Raw genomic sequence first — 26,600 nt, 5'->3', positions numbered from 1 at the left:
CTCCCATGTCTCACAACACCTTGGACAGAAATGCCTGCGTTCGCTGTTGGCGCGGCCTGGCCAGGACCTCGCGCGGATCGCCCGACTCGACCACCACGCCGTCGTCCATGAAGACGAGGGTGTCGCCGACCTCGCGGGCGAAGGCCATCTCGTGGGTGACCACGATCATCGTCATGCCCTCGCGGGCCAGCCCGCGCATGACGTCGAGCACCTCGCCGACCAGCTCGGGATCCAGCGCGGAGGTCGGCTCGTCGAACAACATGAGCCTGGGCCGCATCGCCAGCGCCCGCGCGATGGCCACCCGCTGCTGCTGGCCGCCCGACATCTTGGCCGGATAACTGTGCAGCTTCTCGCCCAGACCCACCCGGCGCAGCAGTTCCTCGGCGTGCGCGGCGGCGGCCGACCTGCTCTCCTTCTTCACCAGGCAGGGGCCCAGGACGACGTTCTCCAGCGCGGTGAAGTGCGGGAACAGGTTGAAGCTCTGGAAGACCATGCCGATGCGGGCGCGCTGGCGGCAGACCTCCTTGTCGTTGAGCTCGTGCAGCGTCTCGCCGCTCTGCCGGTAACCGATGAGCTCGCCGTCCACCCACAGCCGGCCCCGGTTGATCGTCTCCAGGTGGTTGACGCAGCGCAGGAACGTGCTCTTGCCCGACCCCGAGGGGCCGACCAGGCACATCACCTGCCCTTCCTCCAGGGCCAGGTCGATGCCCTTGAGCACGTGGTTGCGCCCGAAGTGCTTGTGCACGCCCTCGGCGCGGACCAGAGCGGACATCAGCGGTCCTCCTTCACGTGGACGCGGCGGGCGGCGAGGTTGCGGCGCAGGCGGGAGCCGTACGACTCGCCCGGGTCGCGGTCGGGGGAGAAGCGGCGCTCGATGCGCGTCTGCACGGAGGTCAGGATCGAGGTCGCCAGCAGGTACCAGATGCTGGCCACGAGCAGCAGCGGGATGGTCTGGAAGTTGCGCCCGTAGATGATCTGGACGCTGTAGAGCAGCTCGGGGATGGCCAGCACACTGATCAGCGAGCTGGTCTTGAGCATCGCGATCGTGTTGTTGCCCGTGGGCGGGATGATCACCCGCATGGCCTGCGGGAGCACGATCCGGCGCATCGTCATGCCCTTGGACAGCCCGAGCGAGCTGGCCGCCTCCAACTGCCCCTTCGGCACCGACACGATGCCCGCCCTGACGATCTCGGCCATGTACGCGCCCTCGTTAAGCGCCAGCCCCAGCACGCCCGCGATGAACGGGGTGATGAGCGTGTTGGCGTCCAGGGTGGCGAACGTCGGCCCGAACGGCAGGCCGAGCTCGATCGTCGGGTAGAGCGCGCTCAGGTTGAACCAGAAGATGAGCTGGACCAGCAGGGGCGTACCGCGGAAGAACCAGATGTAGGCCGCGGCCGTCCACGACAGCACCTTGTTGTCCGAGCTGCGCATGACCGCGAACACCACGCCCAGCGCGATGCCGAGCCCCATGGCGATCGCGGTGAACTGCAGCGTGAGCAGCAGCCCGTGGAGCACGCTGCCGTCCAGCAGGTACTTGGCGACGATCTCCCACCGGTAGCGGGGGTTGGTGACCATCGACGTCAGCAGCAGCCCGAGCAGGACCAGGACCACCGCCGTGGCGACCCACCGCCACGGCCGCCGCACCGGGACCGCCTTGATGTCGGACTCGGGCCGCCGGCTCGTCCGCACGGTGCCGGTCGCCATCGTCAGGCACACCCTTCCTTGATCGGCTGCGGGAAGATCTCGTCGCCGTCCTGCACCTGCGCGGGGTCGGTGAAGATCTCCGACTTCTCGATCGCGCCGTCCACGACGCCCCACTTTCCGGCGATGCGGGCGTAGTGGCCCTGCCGCAGCAGCCGGTTCATGGCCTCCTGCAGCACCGCGTTCATCGCGCGGTTGCGCTTGGGTACGGCGATGCCCGACAGACTGTGCGGCGTCCGGTAGGTCCCGGTGACGCAGAGCGCGCCCTCGGACTGCTTGGCCGCCCACTCCACCGCGGGCTTGTCGGCGCTCACCACGTCGGCGCGCCCGCTGGACAGCGTCAGCACCGCCTGGTTCTGGTCCGGGATCCGGATGATCTGGACGGGTTTCCTGCCCGCGCCCTTGCAGTAGGCATCGGCCTTCTCCAGCCGCTCCACCTGCGAGGTGCCGCTCTGGACGCTCACCCGCAGGCCGCAGACGGTGTTCCTGAAGTCGTTGACCTTGATGCCGCTGCCCTTCTTCACCAGGAAGCCGCCGCCGTTGAGGTAGTTGGAGACGAAGTCGACGACGCCCAGGCGTTCCTTCTCGATGCCGAACCCGGCGATGCCGATGTCGTACCTGCCCGCCTCGAGGCCGGGGATGATGTTGTCGAAGGAGGTGTTGCGCCACTCCACCTTCAGGCCGAGCAGCTTGCCGATGGCGTCTCCGGTGTCGATGTCGAAGCCGACCAGCGTCTTGTTGTCCTCGGCGAAGAACTCCAGCGGCGCGTAGGGCGCGTTCGTGCCGATGATGAGCGTCCCGCGCTCGCGGATCTCCTTCGGCACCCCGGCCGCGAGCTTGTCGTCCTTGGCCAGGCCGGCGGCGGCGACGTTCTCCGCCGCGTCGGGGGCGGGGTCGGCGCCGCACGCGGTGAGCGGCAGCAGGGTAACGAGGGCGACGAGGAAGAAGCGGTTGTTCATGGTGTCACCAACTTGCTGTGCGCGGTTCAGGGGCTGGGTGTGCCGGGTGACGGCGCCCGCCGGGTGGCGGAGTCGTGGCCGGTCAGTGAGAGCGCGCTCGCCGTGCGAACCGTGAGGTCGCCCCCGACCAGGACCAGCTCCGCGGCGTGGATGGCCGACGACTGCCCGGAGGTCGGCACCTCCTCGCCGAAGCTGTCCCGTCCGGTCTGCGCGTAGTAGAGGAGGGCCGCCCGGTCGTGCGCGACCGGATGGACGTACGGCTGCCGCGGCGCGTGGCCGGGCACGGTCAGCTCGCCGTGGTGCCGCCACCGGCGCAGGTCCGGCGAGCGGTAGACGGCGGGGCCGTCGCGGGTCTCGGCGACCATCCACCCGTGGCCGCCCAGCGTGAACACCGCAGGGCCCTCGTGCCAGCCGGCCAGCGCCTGCTCCTCGACCTTCCACGTGCCGAGGTCGTCGCTGACGGCCAGCCAGATGGAGCCGCCCCGGTTCTCGTCCTTGAACCAGAGCCCGAAGCCGCCTCCGGGCAGCGGGTGGACGTAGGGGTCGACGGCGTGGTCGGTGCCGAGGTCCACGCGGCCCCTGCTCGTCCAGGTCCAGAGGTCCGGGCTGGTCAGGTGGTGGATCTGCCGGTGCCACGGGCTCGGCCTGCCGTGGGTGTCCCAGGCGGGGTCGTCGGGGACGCCTCTGATGAACGTGACGAACATGTGGTGCAGGCCGTCGTGCCGGATGACGTCGGGGCCCCAGAAGGTGTTCAGTCCCGGCTCGACCGGGAGGTCCAGGGCGCCACGGTAGAGCCAGCTCGTGCCGCCGTCGGCGGAACTGGCCGCGGCGACCCGGCCGCCGTGGCAGCGGCCGATCCTGGGTGCGCCGCCGATCCTGGTGTTGGCCCTGCGGTGGACGAACAGGCACCACCAGGTGGATTCCGCTGCGTTCCAGACGAGGACCGGGTCGGTGGCGCCGTCGTGGATGGGGTCGGTGATGAGCGCGTGGGTCATGACGTGCCTTGCGGGTGGTTCCGGGCGGGTTCGAGGGGGAAGTGCGTGACGGCGTAGGCGTGGCCGTGCTCGACCGCGGACTCCACGGCCTCGCGCAGGGAGCCGCGCAGGTTGTCGCGGACCGCGTCCTCGTTCCACGCCATCCCGTCCAGGCAGCGGGTGGCGAACAGCGTGGCCACGCGGTCCAGGCGGCGCAGGCCCCTGAGCAGTTCCGCGGTGACCACCGGGCCCCACGGGGTGACCTCGAGCTCGCCGGCCGCGCAGGCCAGGTGGATGGTGTGGGCGCCGCCTTCGAGCTGGAAGGAGACCTGCATGACCAGCTCCGGGATGACCGGGTTCACCTTGCCCGGCATGATCGAGGAGCCTGCCTGCATGGGCGGCAGCCGTACCTCGCCTATGCCGCCGACCGGGCCCGAGGACAGCAGGCGCAGGTCGCTCGCGACGCGGGCGAGCACGCGGCCGCCTCTGGCCATGGCGTCGGCGACCGAGGCCAGGCTCTCCAGCGAGGCGATGCCGTCGGACAGGTTCGCGGCCGGGTGCAGGGCGAGCCCGGTCTCCTCGGCCAGCCGTTCCAGCGCCATCTCCGCGTAGCCGGGCGGGGCGCCGAGCCCGGTGCCGATCGCGGTCGCGCCGAGCGGCACCCCGCGCAGCTCGCCGGCCGCGGCCTCCAGCAACCTGGCCGCCGCCAGCACCGCGCCCGCCTGCCCGTCGTGGACCAGCCCGGCCGGCACGGGCACCGCGTCCTGCAGGCAGGTACGGCCCAGCCGGTCCAGTGACCGGTACCGGGCGGCCTGCCGGCGCAGCGACTCGGCCACGGCGCGCAGGGAGCGCGCGGTCGCCTGGGCGGTGGTCAGGACGGCGATGTTGAGGGCGGTCGGCATCACGTCGTTGGTCGACTGCGACCGGTTGACGTGGTCGTGCGGATCGACCCGCTTGTTGGGGCCGGGCGGGGCGGATCGGATGTTATGGCTGTTGGGGATGGGGCGGGGCCGGGGACCGTTTCGGGGGTCGGGCGGGGTTTCGGCGAGGAGTCCGGTGGCGCGGGCGGCCAGGACCTCGTTCATGTTCATGTTGGTGGAGGTGCCGCCGCCGCCCTGCACCACGTCGAGCGGGAAGTGCTCGTGCAGCCTTCCTGCGGCGACCTCGGCGGCCGCGCTCATGATGGCGGTCCCGACGTCCTCCGGCAGCACGCCGAGCTTCACGTTGGCCCATGCCGCCGCGCTCTTGACCTGCGCGAGCGCGATCAGCAGGGCGGGGAACTGGTGGAGCGACTCGCCGCCGAGGCGGAAGTTCTCGCTGGCGCGTGCCGTATGGATGCCGAACAGGTCGTTCGAGGAAAGTCTGATCTCACCCAGGAGGTCGTGTTCGACACGGTTCTGATCCATAGCATCACCCCTCACCTGAAAGGTTGCCTGGTAGGTAGACAGCCAGACTCCATGGGGAAAGTGGGCCTGTCAATCCCTAAATATGCAGACGAAGACCACTCTTGACAGGATTTCGGGCATCGGGCAACCTGCCAGGCAACTTGACCTGTTCGGCCGAAGGAGTGCCCGTGACCTTCCAGACGTTCGAGCTCGAGAACTGGCAGTCCGACCACGAGCAGACCGTGCGCTTCAACCTCGCCGACTCCACCGTCGACCCCGTCACCGTGGCCGATCTCGTCGAGGACGGCGCGGACCTGGAACGGATCATGTCGGTGCCGCTCTACTACCCGGAGGTCAACGGCGAGCGGTCCCTGCGCGGCCTCATCGCGGGCCTGCACGAGGGCGTCGGCACCGACGACGTGCTGGTCACCGTGGGAGCGTCGGAGGCCAACGCCGCGATCGTCGACGCGCTGTGCGAACCCGGCGACCGCGTCGTGGTCATGGAACCCGGCTACCGCCAGGTGTGGGGTCTGGCCCGCAACCGCGGCTGCGACGTGTCCGCGTTCGAACTGCACGCCGACCGCGGCTGGGCGCCCGACCTGGACCGGCTCCGGCAGGTCGCCATCCCGGGCACGAAGCTCATCTACGTGTGCAATCCCAACAACCCGACCGGCTACATCCTCACCCCGCCGGAGATGGCCGAGATCGTGCGGATCGCCGAGGACTGCGGCGCCTGGCTCGTGGCCGACGAGGTCTACCGGGGCAGCGAGCGCCTGACCGACGCCGAGACGCCGTCGTTCGTCGGCATGACCGACCGGGTCATCGGCGTGGGCAGCCTGTCGAAGTCCTACGGCCTGTCCGGGCTGCGCATCGGCTGGGCCGTATGCGCTCATCCCGAGCTCGCGGACCTGTGGCGGCGGCACGAGTACGTCGCCATCGCGACCGGCCGCCTCGACAACTTCCTCGCCGAGTGCGCGCTCAGGCCCGCGGCCAGGCGGCGGCTGTTCGAGCGCAACCGCGCCTGCGTGCGCAGGGGCTACGACCTGTTCTCGGCGTGGGCCCAGCGGCAGGGCGGCAGGCTCGCCGCGCTCGCGCCGATGGCCTCGGCGCTGGCGTTCGTCCGCTACGACAGCGACCTGTCGTCCGTCGAGGTCGGCGACCTGTTCCGGCGCGAGGCGAGTGTGCTGGTGGCGCCCGGCGCGTTCTTCGGCAGGGAAGGATGGTTCCGGATCAACATCGGGATGGACACCGGCTACCTGGCCGAGGCCCTTGAGGCGCTCTCGCCGGTCGTGGCCGCCCTGCCGCCCGCCTCGGGAAGGTGACGCACGTGGAACTGCTCCTGCTCGGCCGCGAGTACTCCGTCTGCCGGCTGCCCGCCGGCTCCGCCCCGCCCCCGCCGCCCGCCACGGCGGAGCTGCACGCGCTGACGGTCACCGCCGAGGAGGTCTCCGTGCTCTGCCGCTCCGGTCAGGAGCCGCCGGGAGCCGAGGTGGAACGCGGCTTCAGCGCGCTGCGGGTCGCGGGCGCGCTGGACTTCTCGCTGGTCGGCATCCTGGCCGCGCTGACGGCGCCGCTGGCCGAGGCCCGGGTGCCGGTGTTCGCGCTGTCCACGTTCGACACCGACTATCTTCTGGTACGCACCGCCGACCTGCCCGAGGCCAAGGCGGCGCTGCTGGCCGCGGGCCACACGATCACCACGGCCGCCTGATCGCGGCCGTGGCCTCTACCTGCTGATGCCGGCGGTCATGCCTTCGACGATGCGCCGCCCCAGCCAGATGTACAGCACGATCATCGGATAGATCAGGATCACGATGCCCGCGAACATGCCGCCCCAGTCCGAGCTGTACTGCATGCTGCTGTACAGGCCGAGGAGCGCCGCCGGCAGGTTGCGTTCTTCCGGCAGGGGGGCGATGAGCAGCGCGAGCAGGGTCTCGTTCCACAGCCCCATGACGCTGAGCACGAACACCGTCGTCAACCCCGGACGCGCCACCGGCATGATGACCTGCACGAACGAGCGGAGCGGCCCCGCGCCGTCGATCTCGGCGGCCTCCTCGATCTCGTGCGGCAGCGAGCGCATGTACCCGGTGAGCACGAACACGGAGAACGGCACCGACAACGCCACCTGGAAGACCAGCAGCGTGATGCGGTTGTCCCACCAGCCGGTGACCCAGTCCTCCATGAAGGTGTAGACCGACAGCTTGATCACCACGATCGGCACCAGAATCGTCTGCAGCGGGATGCTCAGGCCGATCGCGAAGTAGTTGATCGTGGGCCCGGCCATCCGCCGGTTCGAGCGCGCCAGCACGTACGCGGCGGGCGCCGCCACCGCCACGATCAGCACGGAGCCGATCACGGTCAGGAGCACGCTGTTCAACGCCGCGGCGGAGAACTCCGCGGCCTGCCATGCCGAGCTGAAGTTCTCCCAGCGCGGCCGCTGCGGAAGGGCGAAGGGGTTCAGCGCCACCTCGCGCGACTCCTTCAGCGACTGGATGCCCACCCAGCCGACCAGGGCGAGGTTGAAGACCACCCACGCCCACAGGGCGATGGCCGTCGCCTTCGGCAGCAGGAAGTCCCCGATCAGACGTCTCATGACAGCTCCACTCGATCACGCCTGGTGATGCGCCGGGTCAGCACGATGAGCACGGCGGTCACGACGAGCGTCATCACGCCGATGGCCGCCGCGCTGCCGAGATCCGCCAGGCCCGCGCCCTTGACCACGTAGTACTGCTGCACCGCGATCGTCCTGGCCGCCGCGGGCGGCGCGGCGGCGGTGCCCGCCGTGGTGAAGGCCAGCACGATGTCGAAGATCTTCAGGCTGCCGACCACCCACAACACCGCGGAGACGGCGAAGACGTCCCAGGTCAGCGGCAGGGTGATGTGCCGGAACTGCTCCCACTTGGTGGCCCCGATGAGCTGGGCGTCCTCGTAGACGTGGGCCGGGATGGCGTCGGCCGCCGACATCATCAGCGCTACGTAGAAGCCGGTGCTCGACCAGACCAGCCCGCCCACGATGCAGCGGAAGACCATCTCCGGGCCGAGCCAGGGCTGCGGATCGAAGCCGAACCACTCCAGGATGATGTTGACCGCGCCCTCCGGGTTGAGCAGGAAGCCCACGGCGGCGCCGATCGCGATCAGCGAGATGATCATCGGCAGGAAGATGACCGACCTGATGAAGGCCCGTCCCTTGAGCGTCCTGAGCGCGACCATGGACAGGAAGGTGAAGCCGAAGATCAGGGCTCCGCCCACGGTCGCCATCAGGAAGGTGTTGCTGAAAGCCATCAGAAACGTCTCGTTGTGCAGCAGCGAGACGTAATTGTCCAGCCCGCGCCAGGTCATCTCGGCCCCAGGCCCCGACCACCGGGTGAAGCTGATCCAGATGCCGAACAGCGACGGCGCGACGAACAGCAGCGTGTAGACGAGCAGAGCGGGGATCAGGAAGGGCCAGAAGGCCCGCTCATACGTCTTCACCCGTTGGCCAGGTTTTCGGTGGTCATCTTCTTGCCCTTCGCGACGAACTCCGCCGCGGTGAGCTTGCCGGACAGCAGCTCGTCGCTCAGCGGCAGGAAGACGTCGCCCCACCAGGTCTTGGAGGCGCCGGCGTAGTCGTAGCTCAGGTGCGTCTCCTTGGCCTCCAGCACCGCCTTCTGCACGTCGGCCATGTGCGCGGGCGCCGGCACGTCGGCGCGCGAGGAGATGTTCAGCGCCTCGGTCGAGATCTTCTCGATGTACTTCTTCTGCATCGCGAAGGCCAGGAACTTCTTGGCGGTCGCCACGTTCTTGCCCTTGGCATTGACGCCCCAGCCGAGCGTGCCCACCTCGATGGACTTCTTGCCGCCCGCGGGCACCTGGAAGGAGGCGACCTTGAACCCGGGAGTGAGCTGGGGCTTGACCTCGCTGGCCAGCCACGTGCCGTTGATGTTCAGGTCGTAGCGGCCCTGCGCCCAGGCGTCCTGCGCGGCGGGGAACTTGGTGGCGATGAAGTCGCGCTGAAAGTAGCCGCCCTTGGCGAGTTGCTCGACCTTCTTGGCCGCGTCGAGCACCTGCGGCTTGTCCCAGTTGGCCGCGTCCTTGCCCAGTTCGGCCAGGCTTCCGGCGCCGTTGGCGCCGACCAGCAGGCTGTAGATCCAGAAGACGTTGTAGAAGGGGATCGTGCCGTCCTGTCCGATCGGGGTACGGCCGGTCGCCTTCTGCTTGTCCAGGAAGGCGATGAACTCCTCCCAGGTCTGCGGGTTCAGCCCCGGGTGCTTGGACGCGTCGTACCAGACGGCGGTGGAGATGATCGTGTGCGGGACGAATGCCAGGCCGTTCTTGCCCGAGGCGGCCTTGCGCACCGGCTCGGGGATCACGTCCTTGACCGTCTTGCCCTCGCCGGGGATCTGCGCGGCCTCGACGTCGGCCATCGAGCCGATGATGTTCTGGGCGGTCAGGTTGTCGATGTCGCCCGTGGTGGTGTCGAACAGGTCGGGCCCCTGGCCCGAGGCCATCTCGGTGTTGAGGTTCTCGTTGCCGGTGCGGCCGACGAACTTCACGTCGACCTTGGTGCCCGTCTCCTTGGAGAAGTCGTCGAAGATCTGCTTGATGATCTTCGCCTGGGGTTCCGCCTGGCCCCAGTTGGAGCGGTAGGACAGGGAAGCCTGGGTGGAGGTGGGTTCGCCGCTGTTCTTCTTGCCGCAGGCGGCCAGGCCGAGGGCGCCGATCAGGATGACAGCCGTCAATTTACGCATGGTGGGGGGCCTTTCCTATCGAAACGACGGTTTGGGTGTGCCTGGCCTGTTCAGCGGCCCAGACCACCCGGTGCGTGGCCAGGCTGGCGTGCGCGTCGGTGGGGATCAGAGCGGGGTCGCCCTCGCGGACGGCGGCGACGAACGCCTCGATCAGCCCCAGGTCGCCCCCGCCGTGCCCGGAGGCGGCCGAGGCGTCGGCTCCGGCGAGCGCGTCGATGACCGTCACCTTGTCGGTGAGGAAGTCGTGGACGCGCAGGGTCTCGCCGTCACAGTCGATCGAGCCGTGGGTGCCGAAGATCTTGGTCTTGCGGTGTTCGAGCGCGCCGAAGGCGGTCATGGTGCACGTGGCGCTCGTACCGTCGGCGAACTCCATGATCACCACCTGGCTGTCCACGACGTCGTTGTCGCAGTCGTAGACGCACCTGCCGTACGGGCCCTCGCGCAGGGCCTTGAACACGCCCTCCTCGGTGAAGTCGCGCGTGATGGCGCCGAGCGGCCAGAAGTGCCTGGCCGGGTCGGCCAGGCAGTCCAGGTAAAGCTGCTTGGCCGAGTAGGGGCAGGTGGGCTCCAGCGGGCAGTCCAGGCAGCGGGGGGTCGCCCCGGCGGGCTTGCTCGCGGCGGTGAAGTGGACCAGGTTGCCGAAGGAGGAGACGCGCTCGGGCACCTGCCCCTTGACGTGGACGATCCAGTCGAGGTCGTGGCAGGCCTTGGCGAGCAGCATCGGGGCCGACTCCGCCTCGTTGCGCCAGTTGCCGCGCACGAACGAGTGCGCCTGGTGCCACCAGCCGACCTGCTCCAGGTGCTGGATGTTCATGATCCGGCCGATCCGGCCCTCGGCGAGGATCTCCATCAGCTTGGTCGTGTACGGGGCGTACCGCAGCACGTGGCAGACCGCCAGGATCACGCCGTGGCGGTCGGCGGCCGCGGCGATGGCCGCGGCGTCCTCCTCCGTCGGCGCCATGGGCTTCTCCAGCAGGATGTGGTAGCCCAGCTCGGCCGCCCGTACGGCCGGCTCAAGGTGCAGGCGGTCCTGCGTGGCCACGATCACCGCGTCCGCCAGGCGCTCGCCGGCCAGCAGGTCCTGCCAGTCGGAGAACACGTGAGCGGCGGGGATGCCGTGCTCGGCCGCGAAGTCGGCCCGCCTGCCCGGGTCGGGCTCGGCGACCGCCACGATCTCGGCAAGGCCGCCTTCGCGTGCCAGCCGGGCGTAACCGGTGGCCCGCAGACCCGCGCCAACTACGGCAAGTGTGACCATTCGCATCCCCTAGGAGTTGCACATTACTAATGAAGGCTGTTTTTATTTGTCCGACGTAGCACCTGTCAAGGGGGAGAGCGTGACCATAGGTGGCGGCACATCGCGGCTTCGCCGTATCAATCTCGCGACCACGCTCCGCACGGTGCGGTCGCGAGGGCCGCTCGGGCTCACCGACCTCGCCAAGGGGGCCGAACTGTCCAGGCCCACCGTGGAAGGCCTGGTGGAGGAGCTGCTGGCGGCGGGCTGGCTCAGGGAACTGCCGCCGGAAACAGGCCAGATGGGACGGCCGGCCAGGCTGTTCACCTTCCACGCCGAGGGCGGCCACGTGCTCGGGATCGACATAGGCTCCTACACGCTCAGGGCCGGCGTGTCCGACCTGGACGGCACGATCGTGGGCACGCACGCCGAGCAGATCGCGTCCACCGCGGGCCGCGCGGACCGCCTCGCGGCCCTCAGGACGGCGATCGCGGGCGCGCTGAAGGCGAGCGGCATTACGGCTGACCGTATTGCCGCCGTCTGTGCGGGGACCACGGGTGTAGTGACCGCGGAGGGCGTGGTGAAGCTGTCCGTCGGCCTGCCCGAGTGGACCGGCCTCGACCTGGCCGGCGAACTGCGCGAGACCTTCGACTGCCCGATCCTCGTGGAGAACGACTGCAACCTGGCCGCGCTGGCCGAACGCTGGCGTGGCCAGGCGGGCAGCGTGGACGACCTGGTGTTCGTGCTGGCCGGGGTGCGTACCGGCGCGGGCATCCTGGTCGGCGGCGAACTGCTCAAGGGCGTCAACGGGGCGGCGGGCGAGATCGGGGCGCTGCCGCTGATCGGCTGGCACCGCGCTCCCGCGCACCTGACCGGCTTCCGCGACCTGCCCTCGGGCACGCAGCCGCAGGACGCGGCCGCCCAGGTCTTCGCCGCCGCCAGATCGGGCGACGCGGCGGCCGAGTGGGCGGTCGACCAGTACGCACGCGACCTGGCCGAGGGCATCGCCGCACTGGTCCTGACCGTGGACCCCGAGCTGGTGGTCCTGGGCGGCGGCGTGTCCCGCTCCGGCGACGTCCTCCTGGCCCCGGTACGCCGCCACCTGGACCCGTTCTGCCTGGCCACGCCTGTGGTGGCGATCTCGGACCTGGGGGAGCAGGCGGTGCTGCTGGGGGCGGTGCGCCGGGCACTCGACCACGTCGACGCCCGCCTCTACGACACCGACACCCCCCTCCCCAAACCCTCCCCCTAACCCGACCCCCTCCCCAACCCCACCCGGCCCAACCACCAGACCCGCCACGTGCCAGACCATCCGGGGTGTCAGGCCACCTTGGTTGTCAGGCCTGATGCATCCCAGGCCACCCCACGCGTCGGGCTCGCTGCGTGCCAGGCAACTCCGGTGTCAGGCAGGTTCATGTGCCAGGCGATGGGCGTGCCGGGGCTGAGGGGCTGCCTGCCGAGCCCAGGACCTGCCAGGTTGCCACATGCCTGGCAGGTCTCTGGCCTGACCACCTAGCTGGCCTGACTGCTGGCTGGCCAGGCCGGTGGGCTGGGCGGGCAGCCAGGTTGTCAGGCCATGCGCCCGGCCAGACCACTGGTTTGGCCAGGCCGGGTCGCTCGTTTGGCCTCCAGCCGGGGCCCGCCGCTGGCCGCGACAGGTAGACGGCCATGCCGCTGGTTGGTCTGGCCGGGTCGCTGTGCTGGCTTCTGGCTGGTCTGGCCTGTTGGCCTGGGTAGTTGCCAGTGGGCCTGGGTGTGGCTAGTTGGGCTGGGTGGTTGCTAGTGGGCCTGGGTGGTTGCTAGTTGGGCTGGGTGGGGGCGGTTGGGAGGTTGTAGAGCTCCAGTTCGTAGACCGCGTACATGCTCCACCGCGTGTAGTTGGCGTCGTTGATCTTGAGGCGCAGTTTCCTGACGCCCTGCAGGTCGGGCAGGTTGGCGGCCGCGTACTCCATGACGCCGTCGTCATCGTCGCGCGACCACCGGAACGTCACCCCCTGGGCGGCGCTCGTCCAGTCGGTCCCGTTCGTGGAGACCTCGACGTCCACGTCGGTCAGCCCCTGCGGGATGCCCCCGCGAGTGGCCACCACCAGCGTGTTGAACGCCTTCGGCTGGTCCCAGCCCACCTGGATCTCGTGCGGGAACGGGTTGGCGTCGGTGTAGCCCTGCTTGGCGGCGAACATGGTGCCGTACTCGCCGTCCACCATCTTCTGCGGCCCGTACTGCACGCCGCCCTCACCGTCGCGGGCCGCCGAGGCCGACACCGTCGTGTGGCTCCTGGCGACGTTGGCCTCCGGCGTGTTGACCGCGCCCTTCACCAGGCTCAGCGCGTAGGTCTTCGCCGTGCGGCCGTCACTGGCCAGCGTGCGGATCTCGACCTTGTTCCTGCCGTCGGCCACGTTCACCCGGACGCTCGCACCATTGGCCACGGCGGCGCCGTTGACGGTGACGGAGCCGCCGGAGTCGGTCAGCGTGGGGGTCAGGCTGACGCTGCTCGCGCCCTGGTCGACCAGCAGCGTGTAGTCGCCGCGGTGCCCCTCGAACGGGAACTGCGCCACGTCGGTGAGCTTCAGGTCCTTCAGCGTGGCGTCGTAGTGCTGCTGCCCGGGAGCCAGGTGCACGCGGAAGCCGTCGAGGCGTACCTCCTTGTCCTCGGCGTTGGTGATCTCGATCTTGTGCCTGCCCGGCGTCAGGCCGGTCTTGCGGAAGGCGGTGAAGCGGTCGTACTGGACCGACTCGTACAGGTCGAGCACCGTCGCGGGCCCGCCGTCGATCGAGACGGAGACCTTGCCCGTCGTCGTGTTCTTCTCGAAGAACGCGTCGATCCCGGTGCCCTCGAACTCGTAGGTGGCCTTGCTGCCTGACGTCTTGCTCAGGTGGACGCTGCCGAGGTAGGCCGACTGCCGCTGCCTGGTCGACCAGCCGGCGGAGTAGACGACGCCGCTGTCGGCGCTGTCGGTCAGGAACGTGCGCGGCACGTCCTGGCCCTCATAGGGGCTGGTCGGCTGGGGGACGGCGCCGACGTTCTCGCCCGCGGCCGCCCGCACGAGGTAGTCGTGCAGGGTGGCGACGTAGGACGGGTCGAGGGTGTAGCGGCGCGGGTCCTCCGGGCTGATCGCGCTGTCCACGATCTGCCTGGCCAGGGCCGGGTTGCGCGTGCGCAGGATGTTGAGGAGTTCGTAGTCCTCCAGGCCGTCGCGGTGCGCCTCCAGGCGCAGGCTGCTCTTGACCGTCATGTTGGCCCGGTCGGGGTAGACGATGTAGGAGTCGCCCTTCCACGGGCCCACGTACCAGGCGTTCCACGCCCAGTGCAGGTGACCCTGCACGCCCTCGCGCTCCAGGTCCCAGAACAGCATGCGGCCGGTCATCGTCGGCTGCGTCCAGAACCGGTTGAGCCACGGGGGAGTGTTGACCTCGCAGGTGTAGACCCACAGGTCCTGGCCGGCGGCCTGCTGTGCCTTGTAGCCGGCCTTCTTGTGCTGGAACGCCGGCGTCAGCGGCACCCAGGTGTCCACGTACGGCTTGGCCCTGTCGTCGAGCAGGATGCCGTCGGGGTCGGCGTCCATGGTGCGGAACCCGGACCCGATCCGCGCGTTGATCTGCTTGATCTCGCGCGCGACGTAGGTCCAGAGGTTGCGCTGCTTGTCGGTGATGGGCTCGTCGAGGATGTGCTGGTACCAGGTCAGCCCGTTCGTCCAGCCCTTGCTCTTGAGGTGCTGGTGCAGGGCGGTCAGGTAGTTGGTCAGGAAGGCGTCCGTGACGGGCAGGTTGTCAGGCAGCTTGGTGTTCCACGCGTCGGTGGGCTTCTCGCTGTCGGGCATCTTGTTCAGCGCGTGGACGAGGTGCTGGTTGGCGAAGCTGGTGATGCCGTGCTGCTTGAACGTCTCGACGTAGCGGTCGAAGTTCGTCCAGTCGATGTCGCCCGGGATCCCGTCGACGAACTCCGACAGCTCCGTGCCGGTGGACTGCAGGAACAGGTCGGTGCGCAGCCAGACCATGTTCGTGCGGTACGCGGCCAGCTTGCGGGCGAACTCGCCCATGAGGCGGTACCAGGCGTCGCTGTAGGTCTCGACGCCGTAGTAGTGCTCGCCGACGTCGTAGGCCGGGGCGCCGGCGGAGCCGTTCCAGCTGAAGCCGTCCCACGTGAAGCCGTTCGTCATCGTCCAGTGGTAGTTCGTGAACGGTGACTTGTCGATCGTGGGGATCTCCGCGTCAGCCACGCTGACCTGGATCGGGACCGCGTAGTTGCCGCGCGAGGTCTCGACGGTCGCGCTGCCGCGGTAGGTACCGGGAGCGGTGCCGCGCGGGACGAACCCGGTCACGAACACCGGCTGCGTACGGCCGGCCTCGACCCAGGTCTGCCGGTCGTTGGACAGCGGGTCGGGCGTGACCGACTCGGGATAGAGCAGGTCGCCCTCACGGTCGGGGAAGAAGGGGTTGGCCGCCACCGTGCTGTCGTCCTTGTAGGAGACGAAGCGGTAGTCCAGGTTGGCCCCGGCGATCCGCCTGTTGCCGCCGGCGCTCAGGTCGCCGAACCGCACCCGCTGGATGCGCAGCCGGTCGGCGGCGCGTACGGCGATCTGGGCGCTCTCGTACTCGCCGCGGGCGGCTACGAGGTTGATGGAGGTGGCCGGGCGCTGCGGGATCGTCGTCGTGCGGTAGACGGTCTTCAGCGGGCTCTCGACCCACACCTGCGCGGCTCTGGGACCGGCCACGGCGGCCGGTACGAAGGGCGCGAAGGGTGCGAGCAGGGCGGTGGCGCAGAGTAAGGGGAGTGCTCGTCGTCGCATGGCCACTTATGATGGGTCCTTTATTAAGTGTGGGTCAAGAGGGGCCGCGATCCACCGATCGGTGGAGGCGAAGTCCCGCCCACTGGTCGGTGTCGGGACAAGTGCCGGCCGTACCAGGCTGAGGCCATGCCACCAGTGATCGAGGTACGCAACCTCCACAAGCGCTATGGGACCAACGTCGCGGTCGACGACGTCTCGCTCACCGTCGAGGAGGGCGAGATCCTCGGCATCCTCGGCCCGAACGGCGCGGGGAAGACGACGACCGTCGAATGCGTCGAGGGCCTGCGCACGCCGGACCGGGGCGAGATCACGGTCTGCGGCCTCGACCCCCGGCGCGACCGCGCCGAGCTGACCCGACGCCTCGGCGTGCAGTTGCAGGCCGGCCAGCTCCCCGAACGCCTCCAGGTCGCCGAGGCCCTGGAGCTCTACAGCTCCTTCTACCCGCGCCCGGCCGACTGGCGCGCCCTCATGCACGGCCTCGGCCTGGCGGGCAAGGCCAGAACCAGGTACGGCAAGCTGTCCGGCGGCCAGAAGCAGCGGCTGTCCATCGCGCTGGCCCTCATCGGCTCCCCGAAGGTGGCGATCCTGGACGAGCTCACCACCGGCCTCGACCCCCAGGCGCGGCGCGACACCTGGGAGCTGATCGAGGGCGTGCGCTCGCGCGGGGTGACGATCGTGCTGGTCACGCACTTCATGGAGGAGGCGGAACGGCTGTGCGACCGGGTGGCCCTGATCGACGCCGGCCGCGTCGTCACCGTCGACACCCCCTCCGGCCTGGCCGCGCGGGCCGGTATCGGGCAGCGGATCCAGTTCCGCCCGTCCAGGCCGCTCGACGAGCGCCTGCTGGCCGGCCTGCCCGAGGTCTCCGGCGTCAGCCGTAAGGGCGAGCTCGTGATCGTCAGCGGCACCGACAACGCGCTCAACGCCGTCACCGCCGTCCTGGCGCGCAACCAGATCGTCGCGGAACGGCTGCGCGTCGAGCAGGCCAGCCTGGAGGACGCCTTCGTGAAGCTGACCGGAACCACCGACCACTGAGAAAGGGCACCATGACCGCCAACGCCCCCTCGGCCACCTGGAAGCTCATCGGAGCCGAGACCAAGCTGTCCATCCGCGACAAGGTCGGCCCCGTCTGGGGCATCGGCTGCCCGCTCGTCGTGCTGATCATCCTGGGCAGCATCCCCGCGCTGCGCGAGCCCCAGGCGGCCGCCGGCGGCCTGACCGTCTTCGACCTGTACATCCCTGTCCTGATCCTGTTCAACCTGGCGATCCTGGCCATGACCGCGCTGCCCACCACGCTGGCCGGATACCGCGAGAACGGCGTGCTCCGCCGCATGCGCACCACGCCGGTCGGCCCGGTCCGCGTGCTCACCGCCCAGCTCGTGGCCAACCTCGCGCTGGCGGTCGTCGCGACGCTCCTGTTCCTCGTGGTCGCCAACCTCGGCTTCGGCGTACGGCTGCCGCAGAACCCCCTCAGCTTCACCCTCGCCTGGCTGCTGGCTGCCGCCGCGCTGCTGTCCATCGGCCTGCTGATCACCGCGCTCGCACCGGGACGGAGCATGGCCACGGCCATCGGCACGGTGCTGTTCTTCCCGATGATGTTCTTCGCGGGCCTCTGGGTGCCGATCGCGCAGATGCCGCCGCTGCTGCGCGACATCAGCCACGTCACGCCGCTCGGCGCGGGCATGCGGGCCTTCCAGGACGCCTACCTGGGCGACTTCCCGTCCGCCGGTCCCTTGCTGATCCTGGCGGGGTACGCGGTGGTGTGCGCCGCGATCGCGGTGCGCTGGTTCCGCTGGGAATAGGCTCGGCCGGGGAAGGGGGAGATGTGAAGCTCTGGAGGGCGACGCCGGAGATGCGGGCGTTCGTGGTGATGACGGCGGTGCCGTACCCGCTGCTGGCGGTGCTTGTGATCTTCAGGGTGGTCGGTTCGACCGATGAGTCCCTGCTCGTCGACCTCGGCCTGTGCGGGCTGGCCGCGGTGTGGATGCTCGTCATGTTCACGCTGCGGCCGGACTGGTGGGAGCGCCCGCGGATCATGGGGGTGTTCTTCGCCGGGATGGTGGTGATCACCGCGATCATGGTGGCCTGGGACCCGTACTACGGGCTGTTCACCCCCGCCGCCTACATCTTCGGCTTCACCGTCGTGGGCTGGCCGCGGCAGGTGCCGGGCCTGGCCGCGGTGGCGGTCGTCGCCGGTACGGCCCAGGCGTCCCACGTGCCCAAGGACACGGCGTTCGGCCTGACCGTCACCGTGAGCATCGTCGTGGTCAACATTGTCATGATGTGCGGCGCCGCCTGGGTCCTGCACCAGGCGGAGAAGGAGCGGCAACGGCGCATCCTGGCCCACGCCGAGCTGAGCCGTGCCAACAAGCTGCTGGAGGCGACGCTCGCCGAGAACGCCGGCCTGCACGCCCAGCTCCTGTCCCAGGCCAGAGAGGCGGGCGTGCTCGACGAGCGTCAGCGGATGGCCCGCGAGATCCACGACACGCTGGCGCAGGGACTCACCGGGATCATCACGCAACTGCAGGCCGCCGAGCAGATGCACGAGGTGCCGGCCGAGTGGCGGCGGCCGTTCGCGGCCGTCAAGGGGCTGGCCAGGGAGAGCCTGGCCGAGGCCCGCCGCTCGGTCGACGCGCTGCGGCCCGAGCCGCTGGAGGCCGCGCGCCTGAGCGACGCGCTCGCCGACGTCGCCGAGCGCTGGTCGAAGCTGCACGGGCTGCCCGTGCGGGTCACCACCACGGGCACGGTACGGCCGATGCCGCCGGAGGCCGAGTTCGCGCTGCTGCGAACGGCCCAGGAGGCACTGGCCAACGTGGCCAAGCACGCCGACGCCACCAGGGCCGGGGTGACACTGTCCTATCTGGAACGTGAGGTGGCGCTGGACGTGCGCGACGACGGCAGGGGCTTCGACCCCGGCGAACACGAGCCCGGCGGCGGTTTCGGGCTGACCATCATGCGGCAGCGGGTCGAGGGCCTGGCAGGAACGCTGCGCATCGAGTCGGAACCCGGCGCCGGCACCGGGATCTCCGCCCGCGTCCCGTCGGCCGGGAGCCCCGCATGACCCCGATCCGGCTGCTGATCGCCGACGATCACCCTGTCGTCAGGGACGGGCTGAGCAGCATGTTCGCCTCCGCTCCCGGCTTCGAGGTGCTGGGCGAGGCCGCCGACGGCGCCGAGGCCGTACGGCTGGCGCAGGAGCTCCAGCCCGACGTGATCCTCATGGACCTGCGCATGCCCGGCATGGACGGCCTGAGCGCGATCGCCGAGCTCGCCCGGCTCGGCGTGAAGGCCCGGGTCCTGGTGCTGACCACCTACGACAACGACGCGCACGTGCTTCCCGCGATCGAGGCGGGCGCCACCGGCTACCTGCTGAAGGACTCACCCCGCGAGGACCTGCTGCGCGGCGCCCGCGCCGCCGCCAAGGGCGAGAGCGTGCTGGCGCCCTCGGTGGCCGCCCGGCTGATGAACCGGGTCAGAACCCCCGCCCCGCCCCTGCTCAGCCCGCGCGAGCAGGAGGTCCTCGAACTCGTGGCCGCGGGCAACACCAACCGGGAGGCCGCGGCCCTGCTGTTCATCACCGAGGCGACGGTGAAGAGTCACCTGCTCAGCATCTACGCCAAGCTCGGCGTGAGCGATCGCGCCGCCGCGGTGGCGGAGGCGTTCAACCGCCGCCTGCTCATCCCCGAGCCCCCGGAGCGCCGATGATCTCGCTGCGGTAGTGGAGGAGGTGCTGGCGCCACACGTCGGCCGCCGCCTCGGCCCGCCCGGCCGCGATGTGCTCGAAGACCAGGCGGAACTCGGCCACGTGCCCGCCGCGCACCCCCGGCGCCGACAGCGCGCGCCGGCGCAGCTCCGACCACAGCGGCCCGTCGAGGTGACGGAGCGCCTCCTCCAGGGACTTCTCGAGGATCGGGTTGCGCGCCGCGCGGGCGATGCCGCGGTGCAGGGGCAGGTCGCTGACGTACGCGCCGGTCCGGCGGTATTCGTCCTCCAGCGCCTCCAGCGTCGACTCCAGGGCGTCGAGATCCTCGGGATAACGCTTCTCGGCGGCCAGCGCCGCGAGGGCCGGTTCGATGGCCAGGCGCGCCTCGAAGACCTGCGGCGGCAGCACCTCGACACCCCAGGTGGCCACGACGGCCGACGAGCCGGTGACGACCGTGCCCCTGCCCTTGTGCGACTTGGCCAGCCCGGCCAGCTCCAGGGCGGCCAGCGCCTCCCTGATGGTCGGCCGGCTGACGTCGAAGTTCTGGGCGAGCTCGCGTTCGGACGGCAGCTTGTCGCCCGGCTTGAGATGGCCGTCCCTGATGGCCACGACGAGCTGGTCGGCCACCTGGACCGCCGCGCTCTTCTTGACCACAGGGGTCACCTCGAACTTCGGGCCGCCCGTCGCCATCGCCTGGAACCCCTCGTCGTGTGGCCGTGGTAAGGCCGCCATCCTAGCGCGCGGCTAGGCAACCTGACACCTTCACTTCCTAGGCAGGTTTACCCGGCAGCACGAACCCGGCGGCCATGACCACGAGCCCGAGGCGGGCAGATGGCGCCGCCTGATGGCCACGCTCACGCCCGGCCGGTTGGAGACGGTCCACGCGTTCCTGCGAGAAGGCCACCGGGAGGTCGTCGAGGAGGGTGAGCAGCAGCGGGGATGGTCGTCAGTGGTTGAGGGTGGCCAGCATGTGGCGGGTGATGCGGTCGAGGGAGGCGGTGTCCTCGGGCGACAGGCCGGCGGCCAGGCGGGCCAGGGTGGCGGCGTGTTCGGTGAGCGTCTCGTCGATCACCCGCCGCCCCTCCTCCGTCAGCGTGATGCGGAAGCTGCGCCGGTCGGCCGGGTCCAGGGTGCGCTCGACCAGGCCCGCCGCCTCCAGGCGGTCGAGCCGGTTCGTCATGCCGGCCCGCGACATCATCAGCACCGCCGCCAGCTCCGACGGGATCAGCCGGTACGGCGGGCCGGACCGCCGCAGCGCCGCCAGCACGTCGAACTCGCCCTGCCGCAGCCCGTGCCTGGCGAACACCTCCTCCACCGCCGCCTCGACCAGCCGCGCCACCCCGGCGAGCCGCCCGAACACCCCGATGGGCGAAAGGTCCAGGTCGGGCCGCTCCCGCTGCCAGGCGGCGAGGATGCCGTCGAACGCGTCCATGCCGCGCAGTTTATTCGAGGCCCGATAGTCAAGGGCCAAAGCAGAGCTTGGAACGGTCCATAGGCGAGATTTCGCGATCCGTCCTACGCTCGGCCCCGTGACGTCGACGCCCCGGAACGAGACCACCATCCCGATCCTGCCGTGCGTGTCCCTCGAGGAGACGCTGGAGTTCTACCAGGCGCTCGGGTTCGAGGTGACCTACCAGATGACCAAGCCGTACCTGTACCTGGCGCTGCGGTGGAACAACGTCGAGCTCCACTTCGGCAGGCCGCCCGCGGACATGGACCCGGCCAACGAGGACGGCGGCGGCTGCCTCGTGATGATCGACGCGGCGGCGCCGTACCACGCGCACTTCAGCGCCGCGATGCGGGCCGCCTACGGAAGGGTGCTGGCGACGGGACGCCCGCGCATCACCCGCTACCGCAAGGGCGCCTCGCGCTTCACGCTCGTCGACCCGTCGGGCAACTCGATCCTCTTCGTCCAGCGCGACGAGCCCATGGAGCTGGAGTACGGCGGCGACAAGTCGTTGCCCCGCCTGGCCAGGGCGATCGACAACGCGCGGATCCTGCGGGAGTTCAAGAACGACGACCGGGCCGCCTTCCGCGCGCTGACCTCCGCCCTGCGCAGGCACGCCGGTGACGCCCCGGCCGTGGAGCGGGCGCTGGCCCTGGCCACGATGATCGAGCTGGCCGTGGCCCTGGACGAGCGCGACCGGATCGACGGCCTGATCGCCGACCTGCGCGCGATCACGCTGACGCCGGAGGAGGAGGCCCGCATCGCCGCCGAACTGCGGGAGGCCGATGCGCTGGAGTCCTGGCTGCGCGGCTGATAGACGCTTCTCGGAGATTTTTGCGGTCGAGATGTCTGATCGAGGGGGAGACGTTCGTAGCGGAGGTGAGAGGGTCACCAAGCGAGCGAAGGAACCACGATCATGAAACTGACGACCGTCACCAACGTCTCCGTCGACGGCGTGATGCAGGGACTCGGCGCGCGCGGCGAGGACCGCCGGGGCGGCTTCGAGCGCGGCGGCTGGGCGCTGCCGCTGTTCTCCGGCGAGGCCGAGACGTTCCTCGGCGAGATCTACCAGCGGGCCGACGCGTTCCTGTTCGGCCGGCGGACCTACGAGATCTTCGCCGGGTCCTGGGGCGTCATGCCCGATCCCGACGCCAACCCCATCGCCGGGCCGCTGAACAGCCGGCCCAAGTACGTGGCCTCGACCACGCTGGGCGAACCGGCATGGGCGGGCACGAGCGTGCTGTCCGGCGACGTGGCGGGAGCCGTACGGGAGCTGAAGGCCGGGCAGGACGGCGAGCTGCAGGTCCACGGCAGCGGCGCGCTGGTGCGCTGGCTCCTTGACCACGCGCTGGTGGACGAGATCACCCTGTTCACCTATCCCGTGGTGGTCGGGCAGGGTACGCGGCTGTTCCCGGACAGCGGGCCGGACGCGGCCCTGGAGCTGGCCGGCTGGCGGGCCTTCGCCAACGGCATCACCATGCAGGTCTATCGGCCGGGCGGACGCCCGCGGTACGCGGCATAGGAGCTGACATGCGGTATCTGGTATCCGTGATCGACGACAGGACCGGCTCGGCCACCCCCGAGGAGATGGCCGCCATCGACGTGTTCAACGACAGGATGGTGGCCGAGGGGCACTGGGTGTTCGGCGGCGGCCTCGGCGCGCCGGACTCGGCCACGGTGATCGACAACCGGAGCGGGCGCGGGGCGTTCACCGACGGGCCCTTCCTGGAGTCGAAGGAATACGTCGCCGGCTTCTGGGTCTTCGAGGCCCCCGGTCTCGACGAGGCGCTCAAGCTCGCGGCCGAGGGGTCGAAGGCGTGCAACCGGCGGGTCGAGGTACGTCCTTTCCTGCCCGATTGAGCCGCCGCCGCTAGCCGTAGGCGAGCGCCGACGGGTCGCGTTCCGGCGCGCCCGAGGGCCACCACTCGCCCTCGCGCAGCGTGAACGGATACCACCTGCCGTCCCTGCCCAGGCGCAGTTGCAGCGACCCGAGCGTCCAGCGGTTGCGCGCGGCCTCGACCGGCGGCAGTTCCTCGCGCTGCCAGGCGGCCTCCGCCCTGGCCAGCTCGTGCCGGGCGGGCGTCCAGGCGTGGTCGAGCACCTCCAGGCCGGTGGGCCCGCCGTACTGCCAGGCCAGGATCGCGGGCGGGTCGCCGATGTCGAGGCCGTGCTCGGCGGCCAGCCGTACCCGGTCCTGCCGCTCGGTGAGGACGGCGGGGCTGGCGCCCGACAGCAGCTCGCGCGCCCGCGCGGACGCGGAGGCGGCCAGCACCTTCAGCGCCGCGACGTCCACGCCCGCGGCCTCCTCCAGCTCCAGCGGCACGTACTCCACGGCGGCGGGCGGCGGCGCGGGCAGCGGCGGCACCCCGAGCGAGAACGCCGCGGCGGCCGGCATCCCGGTCGCGGCGGGCGCGGGCGCGTCACGCAGCTGCAGGGCCTCCAGCAACTCGGTACGGCCCCGCCCGCGCAACAACAGCAGCAGGAACGGATCGCCGTCCAGCAGCCAGGAGGTCTGGTAGCACAGGGCGGCCGCGTGCTTGCACGGATGCCCCCAGTCCGGGCAGTCGCACTCGGGCTCCAGGTCGCCGACCGTCGGCAGCAGCGGGACCGCGGCGTCCTCGGCCGCCTCGACCAGGGCGTGCGGCACCTCCCCGTCCAACAGCGCGGCGATGTGCCCGGCCTGGGCGGCAACCTGGTCGAGGAAGCGTTCCCACTCGGCGTCGGTGAGCTGGGCGACGCGTACGACGGTGTCGTACTCGCCCTCGGTCGTGGCCGCCAGCCGCCCGGGGGAGACGGCGATCGGCCCGACCTGCCCGGTCTTGGCGTAGGCGCGGCCTTTGCGAAGAAGGGTGTGGTCCAGGGAGGTGTCCTCCATGGCCTTGATCCAGGCCAGGCCCCACCAGGAGGTGGCGAAACGGGCGCCGGCACGTTGCGGCGCGAAGGCGGGGAATCCCTTGACGGCGGTCATCTCAGCTCCACCAGGGTCGCGAGTTCTGCGTCGGTGAGTTCGGTGAGGGCGGCCTCGCCGCCGGCCAGCACGGCCTCGGCCAGCGAGCGCTTGGCGGCGAGCATCTCGGCGATGCGGTCCTCGATGGTGCCCTCGGTGATCAGCCGGTGGACCTGGACGGGCCGGGTCTGGCCGATGCGGTAGGCGCGGTCGGTGGCCTGGTCCTCCACGGCCGGGTTCCACCAGCGGTCGTAGTGGATGACGTGGTCGGCGCGGGTGAGGTTGAGGCCGGTTCCCGCGGCCTTGAGCGAGAGCAGGAAGACCGGGACCTCGCCGTCCTGGAAGCGCCTGACCATCTCCTCGCGTCTGGGCACCGGGGTGCCGCCGTGCAGGAGCTGGCTGGCGACGCCCCGTCCGGCCAGGTGCTTCTCCAGCAGCCTGGCCATGGCCACGTACTGGGTGAAGACCAGCACGGCGCCGTCCTCGGCGGTGATGGTGTCGAGCAGTTCGTCGAGCAGTTCGAGCTTGCCGGAGCGGCCGGTGAGCTGCGGCGTGGCCTCGTGCAGGTACTGGGCCGGGTGGTTGCAGATCTGCTTGAGCCCGGTCAGGAGCTTGACGATCAGGCCGCGCCTGGCCATGCCGTCGGCCTCGGCGATCTGCGCCATGATCTCGCGCACGACCGCCTCGTACAGCGCGGCCTGCTCGGTGGTGAGCGGGGCGGGCCGGTCGGTCTCGGTCTTGGGCGGCAGCTCGGGCGCGATGCCGGGATCGGACTTCCGGCGCCGCAGCAGGAACGGCCCGACCAGCTTGGCCAGCCGCTCGGCCGCCTGGGTGTCACCGGACTCGACCGGCTTGGCCCAGCGGGCGCGGAAGCGGGCCAGCGAGCCCAGCAGGCCGGGCGTGGTCCAGTCGAGGACGGCCCAGAGCTCCGACAGGTTGTTCTCCACGGGCGTGCCGGTCAGGGCGACGCGGGCGGCGGCCGGGATCTCGCGCAGCGCCTTGGCCGTGCTGGAGGCGGGGTTCTTGACGTGCTGCGCCTCGTCGGCGACGACCATGCCCCACGGGTGCGCGGCCAGCTTCTCCGCGTCCAGCCGCATGGTGCCGTAGGTGGTGAGGACGAAGCCCTCTTCCGACAAATCGCGATTTGTCCCGTGATAGCGGCGCACTGGTACGCCAGGGGCGAACTTGCCGATCTCCCGCTCCCAGTTGCCCAGCAGCGAGGCCGGGCAGACCACCAGCGTCGGCCCGCTCTGACGGTGTTCGCGCAGGTGCAGGTGCAGGGCGATCAGCGTGATCGTCTTGCCGAGGCCCATGTCGTCGGCCAGGCACGCGCCCAGGCCGAGCGAGGTCATCCTGGCCAGCCAGCGCAGGCCGCGTACCTGGTAGTCGCGCAGCGTGGCGGCCAGCCCCTCCGGCACGCCGATCTCCTCCGGCTCGGCCAGCCGCTCGCGCAGCTCCACCAGCCAGGCGCTCGGCTCGACCTCGACCTGCTCGCCGTCGATCTCCACGCTGCCGGTCAGCGCGGCGCCGAGGGCGTCGATGCCGGTCAGCGGCTTGAGCTCGCGCTGGCGGGCCTTGAGCGCGAGGTCGGGGTCGATGAGCACCCACTGGTCGCGCAGCCGTACGACGGGGCGGTGGGCCTCGGCGAGCTGGTCCATCTCGGCCGCGGTCAGCCGCTGCCCGCCGAGCGCGAGCTGCCAGTTGAAGCTGGTCAGTTGCCCGCCGCCCAGGTAGGACGGCAGGTCGGAGGGCGCCTGCTCGCTCTCGCCGAGCACGGCGCGAGCGCTGAGCCCGCGCACCATCGACCGCGGCCAGTGCACGTCCACCCCGGCCCCGCCCAGGCGGGTGGCCGCTCCGGCCAGCAGTTCCTCGACGTCGCCGTCGGACAGGGCCAGCTCGTCGGGGACGGGGCTCTCCAGCAGGCGTTCGAGCCGGGTCCAGGACTTCGCGGCGCGGCGCACGGCGATGATGGTCTCGATCCTGGCGCGGGGGCCGAAGCCGGGGTCGTCGCCGGCCCACAGGTCGGCGGCGTCGACCACCAGCGAGGGGTCGGCCAGGCTGTGGAGCTGGACCACTGCGCGGAACTCCGAGCCCGCCGGGTCGTCGCACTCCACCCGCAGCGACAGCCGTACCCCGGAGTCGAGGCCCGCGGCGACCTCCTCCGCCCACGGCCGCAACTGCGGCACCCTCACCGGGCGCATCGCCGCGAACGCGGAGGTTCCCGTCGCGCGCACCGCGCCGGGCGAGCGCGGCATCGCGTCGGCGACCGCGTCCAGGAAGGCCCGCACGTGGCTCTCCGCGTCGGGCAGCACCGGCCCGTCAGGGCCTTCCTCCAGCGGTACGGCTCGCGCCGCCGCGGGCATGGCGTCGGCCAGTTCCCTGATCCGCGCCACGTCGGCGGCGTCGAACGGCCCCGCCCGCCACGCGTCGTGCTCCCCGGCCGACACCCCGGGCAGGATCCGCCCCCTGGTCACGAGCTGGAGCGCGACCAGCGCCGCGGCGCCCCAGAAACGGGCCGCGGGGTGCGCTTCCTGGTCGGTCCTGGCCCTGGCGAGGGTGGAGACCGCCTCGGAGACGGAAATTCTGCGCACCGGAACCTGCCGGGTGCGCACCCCCTCGCCGTATGGCTCGGCCACCGTGGAGGTGTCCTGGCCTTCGGGGTCGAGGAAGGCCATCGTCCCTGTTCGTGGTGGATCGCCGGGCTCGAAGACGACGGCATGCCGTACCAAGGAAGTCACAGCC

24 protein-coding genes are annotated in these 26,600 nt (G+C 70.7%); 10 read left to right on the top strand and 14 right to left on the bottom strand.

Annotation, left to right across the window (positions count from 1 at the left end):
* Positions 1–10: 10 nt before the first annotated feature.
* From ACIBEJ_RS06170 to ACIBEJ_RS06150, 5 genes are read right to left on the bottom strand one after another with little or no spacing between them, the layout of a single operon-like run.
* Entirely contained in the window at positions 11–772 is a 762-nt protein-coding gene (locus ACIBEJ_RS06170) for an amino acid ABC transporter ATP-binding protein (protein WP_397181515.1), read from the bottom strand.
* On the bottom strand, positions 772–1,704 hold the full coding sequence (locus ACIBEJ_RS06165; RefSeq protein ID WP_397181513.1) for an amino acid ABC transporter permease: 933 nt from the start codon (positions 1,702–1,704) through the stop codon (positions 772–774). Before ACIBEJ_RS06165 ends, ACIBEJ_RS06170 begins: the two co-directional genes overlap by 1 nt.
* A gap of 2 nt (positions 1,705–1,706) precedes the next feature.
* Positions 1,707–2,660, bottom strand: coding sequence for an ABC transporter substrate-binding protein (locus tag ACIBEJ_RS06160; protein WP_397181512.1), 954 nt, complete (start codon positions 2,658–2,660; stop codon positions 1,707–1,709).
* Positions 2,661–2,686: 26 nt separating this feature from the next.
* Entirely contained in the window at positions 2,687–3,655 is a 969-nt protein-coding gene (locus tag ACIBEJ_RS06155) for a hypothetical protein (RefSeq protein ID WP_397181511.1), read from the bottom strand.
* The gene (locus ACIBEJ_RS06150) at positions 3,652–5,040 is read right to left on the bottom strand and encodes a lyase family protein (RefSeq protein WP_397181510.1); all 1,389 of its coding nucleotides are present in this window, start codon (positions 5,038–5,040) and stop codon (positions 3,652–3,654) included. The genes ACIBEJ_RS06155 and ACIBEJ_RS06150 overlap by 4 nt, the downstream gene beginning before the upstream one ends.
* Positions 5,041–5,207: 167 nt before the next feature.
* Here ACIBEJ_RS06150 and ACIBEJ_RS06145 point away from each other — a divergent pair, with 167 nt between their 5' ends.
* A complete protein-coding gene (locus ACIBEJ_RS06145; RefSeq protein WP_397181509.1) occupies positions 5,208–6,341 on the top strand; it encodes an aminotransferase class I/II-fold pyridoxal phosphate-dependent enzyme in 1,134 nt (377 codons plus the stop codon).
* Positions 6,342–6,346: 5 nt separating this feature from the next.
* On the top strand, positions 6,347–6,727 hold the full coding sequence (locus ACIBEJ_RS06140) for an ACT domain-containing protein (protein WP_397181508.1): 381 nt from the start codon (positions 6,347–6,349) through the stop codon (positions 6,725–6,727).
* A 15-nt stretch (positions 6,728–6,742) separates the two neighbouring features.
* Here ACIBEJ_RS06140 and ACIBEJ_RS06135 read toward each other — a convergent pair whose 3' ends face one another.
* Genes ACIBEJ_RS06135 through ACIBEJ_RS06120 form a run of 4 tightly spaced genes read right to left on the bottom strand, consistent with a single transcriptional unit; the run spans position 6,743 to position 10,998 of the window.
* The gene (locus tag ACIBEJ_RS06135) at positions 6,743–7,609 is read right to left on the bottom strand and encodes a carbohydrate ABC transporter permease (protein WP_397181507.1); all 867 of its coding nucleotides are present in this window, start codon (positions 7,607–7,609) and stop codon (positions 6,743–6,745) included.
* Entirely contained in the window at positions 7,606–8,487 is an 882-nt protein-coding gene (locus tag ACIBEJ_RS06130) for a carbohydrate ABC transporter permease (protein ID WP_397181506.1), read from the bottom strand. The genes ACIBEJ_RS06135 and ACIBEJ_RS06130 overlap by 4 nt, the downstream gene beginning before the upstream one ends.
* Positions 8,484–9,734, bottom strand: a complete 1,251-nt coding sequence (locus ACIBEJ_RS06125) for an ABC transporter substrate-binding protein (RefSeq protein ID WP_397181505.1) — start codon at positions 9,732–9,734, stop codon at positions 8,484–8,486. The genes ACIBEJ_RS06130 and ACIBEJ_RS06125 overlap by 4 nt, the downstream gene beginning before the upstream one ends.
* Before the next feature lies 1 nt (position 9,735).
* On the bottom strand, positions 9,736–10,998 hold the full coding sequence (locus ACIBEJ_RS06120; protein ID WP_397181504.1) for a Gfo/Idh/MocA family protein: 1,263 nt from the start codon (positions 10,996–10,998) through the stop codon (positions 9,736–9,738).
* 142 nt (positions 10,999–11,140) lie between these two features.
* Between ACIBEJ_RS06120 and ACIBEJ_RS06115 the strand changes: the two genes are divergently transcribed.
* A complete protein-coding gene (locus ACIBEJ_RS06115) occupies positions 11,141–12,226 on the top strand; it encodes an ROK family protein (RefSeq protein ID WP_397181503.1) in 1,086 nt (361 codons plus the stop codon).
* A 547-nt stretch (positions 12,227–12,773) separates the two neighbouring features.
* Here ACIBEJ_RS06115 and ACIBEJ_RS06110 read toward each other — a convergent pair.
* Positions 12,774–15,761 (bottom strand): glycoside hydrolase domain-containing protein, encoded by a 2,988-nt coding sequence (locus ACIBEJ_RS06110; RefSeq protein WP_397181502.1) that lies wholly within the window; start codon positions 15,759–15,761, stop codon positions 12,774–12,776.
* Between the two features lie 126 nt (positions 15,762–15,887).
* Between ACIBEJ_RS06110 and ACIBEJ_RS06105 the strand changes: the two genes are divergently transcribed.
* Genes ACIBEJ_RS06105 through ACIBEJ_RS06090 form a run of 4 tightly spaced genes read left to right on the top strand, consistent with a single transcriptional unit; the run spans position 15,888 to position 19,466 of the window.
* A complete protein-coding gene (locus ACIBEJ_RS06105; protein WP_397181501.1) occupies positions 15,888–16,796 on the top strand; it encodes an ABC transporter ATP-binding protein in 909 nt (302 codons plus the stop codon).
* A gap of 11 nt (positions 16,797–16,807) precedes the next feature.
* Positions 16,808–17,563: an ABC transporter permease gene (locus tag ACIBEJ_RS06100; protein WP_397181500.1), complete on the top strand. Its 756-nt coding sequence runs from the start codon at positions 16,808–16,810 to the stop codon at positions 17,561–17,563.
* 23 nt (positions 17,564–17,586) lie between these two features.
* On the top strand, positions 17,587–18,822 hold the full coding sequence (locus ACIBEJ_RS06095) for a sensor histidine kinase (protein ID WP_397181499.1): 1,236 nt from the start codon (positions 17,587–17,589) through the stop codon (positions 18,820–18,822).
* Positions 18,819–19,466, top strand: coding sequence for a response regulator (locus ACIBEJ_RS06090; RefSeq protein WP_397181498.1), 648 nt, complete (start codon positions 18,819–18,821; stop codon positions 19,464–19,466). Before ACIBEJ_RS06095 ends, ACIBEJ_RS06090 begins: the two co-directional genes overlap by 4 nt.
* Here the strand turns inward: ACIBEJ_RS06090 and ACIBEJ_RS06085 are convergent.
* Positions 19,438–20,154: a FadR/GntR family transcriptional regulator gene (locus ACIBEJ_RS06085; protein WP_397181497.1), complete on the bottom strand. Its 717-nt coding sequence runs from the start codon at positions 20,152–20,154 to the stop codon at positions 19,438–19,440. The genes ACIBEJ_RS06090 and ACIBEJ_RS06085 overlap by 29 nt on opposite strands.
* Before the next feature lie 256 nt (positions 20,155–20,410).
* Positions 20,411–20,896, bottom strand: a complete 486-nt coding sequence (locus ACIBEJ_RS06080) for a MarR family winged helix-turn-helix transcriptional regulator (protein WP_397181496.1) — start codon at positions 20,894–20,896, stop codon at positions 20,411–20,413.
* A gap of 97 nt (positions 20,897–20,993) precedes the next feature.
* Between ACIBEJ_RS06080 and ACIBEJ_RS06075 the strand changes: the two genes are divergently transcribed.
* From ACIBEJ_RS06075 to ACIBEJ_RS06065, 3 genes are all read left to right on the top strand, one after another.
* Positions 20,994–21,725 carry a glyoxalase gene (locus ACIBEJ_RS06075; RefSeq protein WP_397181495.1) on the top strand — a complete coding sequence of 244 codons (732 nt, stop codon included), beginning with the start codon at positions 20,994–20,996 and terminating at the stop codon, positions 21,723–21,725.
* 102 nt (positions 21,726–21,827) lie between these two features.
* Positions 21,828–22,433, top strand: a complete 606-nt coding sequence (locus ACIBEJ_RS06070) for a dihydrofolate reductase family protein (RefSeq protein ID WP_397181494.1) — start codon at positions 21,828–21,830, stop codon at positions 22,431–22,433.
* Between the two features lie 8 nt (positions 22,434–22,441).
* Positions 22,442–22,771 (top strand): YciI family protein, encoded by a 330-nt coding sequence (locus ACIBEJ_RS06065; protein ID WP_397181493.1) that lies wholly within the window; start codon positions 22,442–22,444, stop codon positions 22,769–22,771.
* 10 nt (positions 22,772–22,781) lie between these two features.
* On the opposite strand, the gene ACIBEJ_RS06060 is transcribed toward ACIBEJ_RS06065, so the two are convergent.
* Together ACIBEJ_RS06060 and ACIBEJ_RS06055 are read right to left on the bottom strand one after the other, a co-directional pair.
* The gene (locus tag ACIBEJ_RS06060) at positions 22,782–23,879 is read right to left on the bottom strand and encodes an SWIM zinc finger family protein (RefSeq protein ID WP_397181492.1); all 1,098 of its coding nucleotides are present in this window, start codon (positions 23,877–23,879) and stop codon (positions 22,782–22,784) included.
* Positions 23,876–26,596 carry a DEAD/DEAH box helicase gene (locus tag ACIBEJ_RS06055; protein WP_397181491.1) on the bottom strand — a complete coding sequence of 907 codons (2,721 nt, stop codon included), beginning with the start codon at positions 26,594–26,596 and terminating at the stop codon, positions 23,876–23,878. The genes ACIBEJ_RS06060 and ACIBEJ_RS06055 overlap by 4 nt, the downstream gene beginning before the upstream one ends.
* Positions 26,597–26,600 lie beyond the last annotated feature (4 nt).

It is taken from the genome of Nonomuraea sp. NPDC050790 (assembly GCF_044456745.1).
Lineage (GTDB): Bacteria > Actinomycetota > Actinomycetes > Streptosporangiales > Streptosporangiaceae > Nonomuraea.
This window is presented reverse-complemented; position numbering and strand designations above follow the sequence as displayed.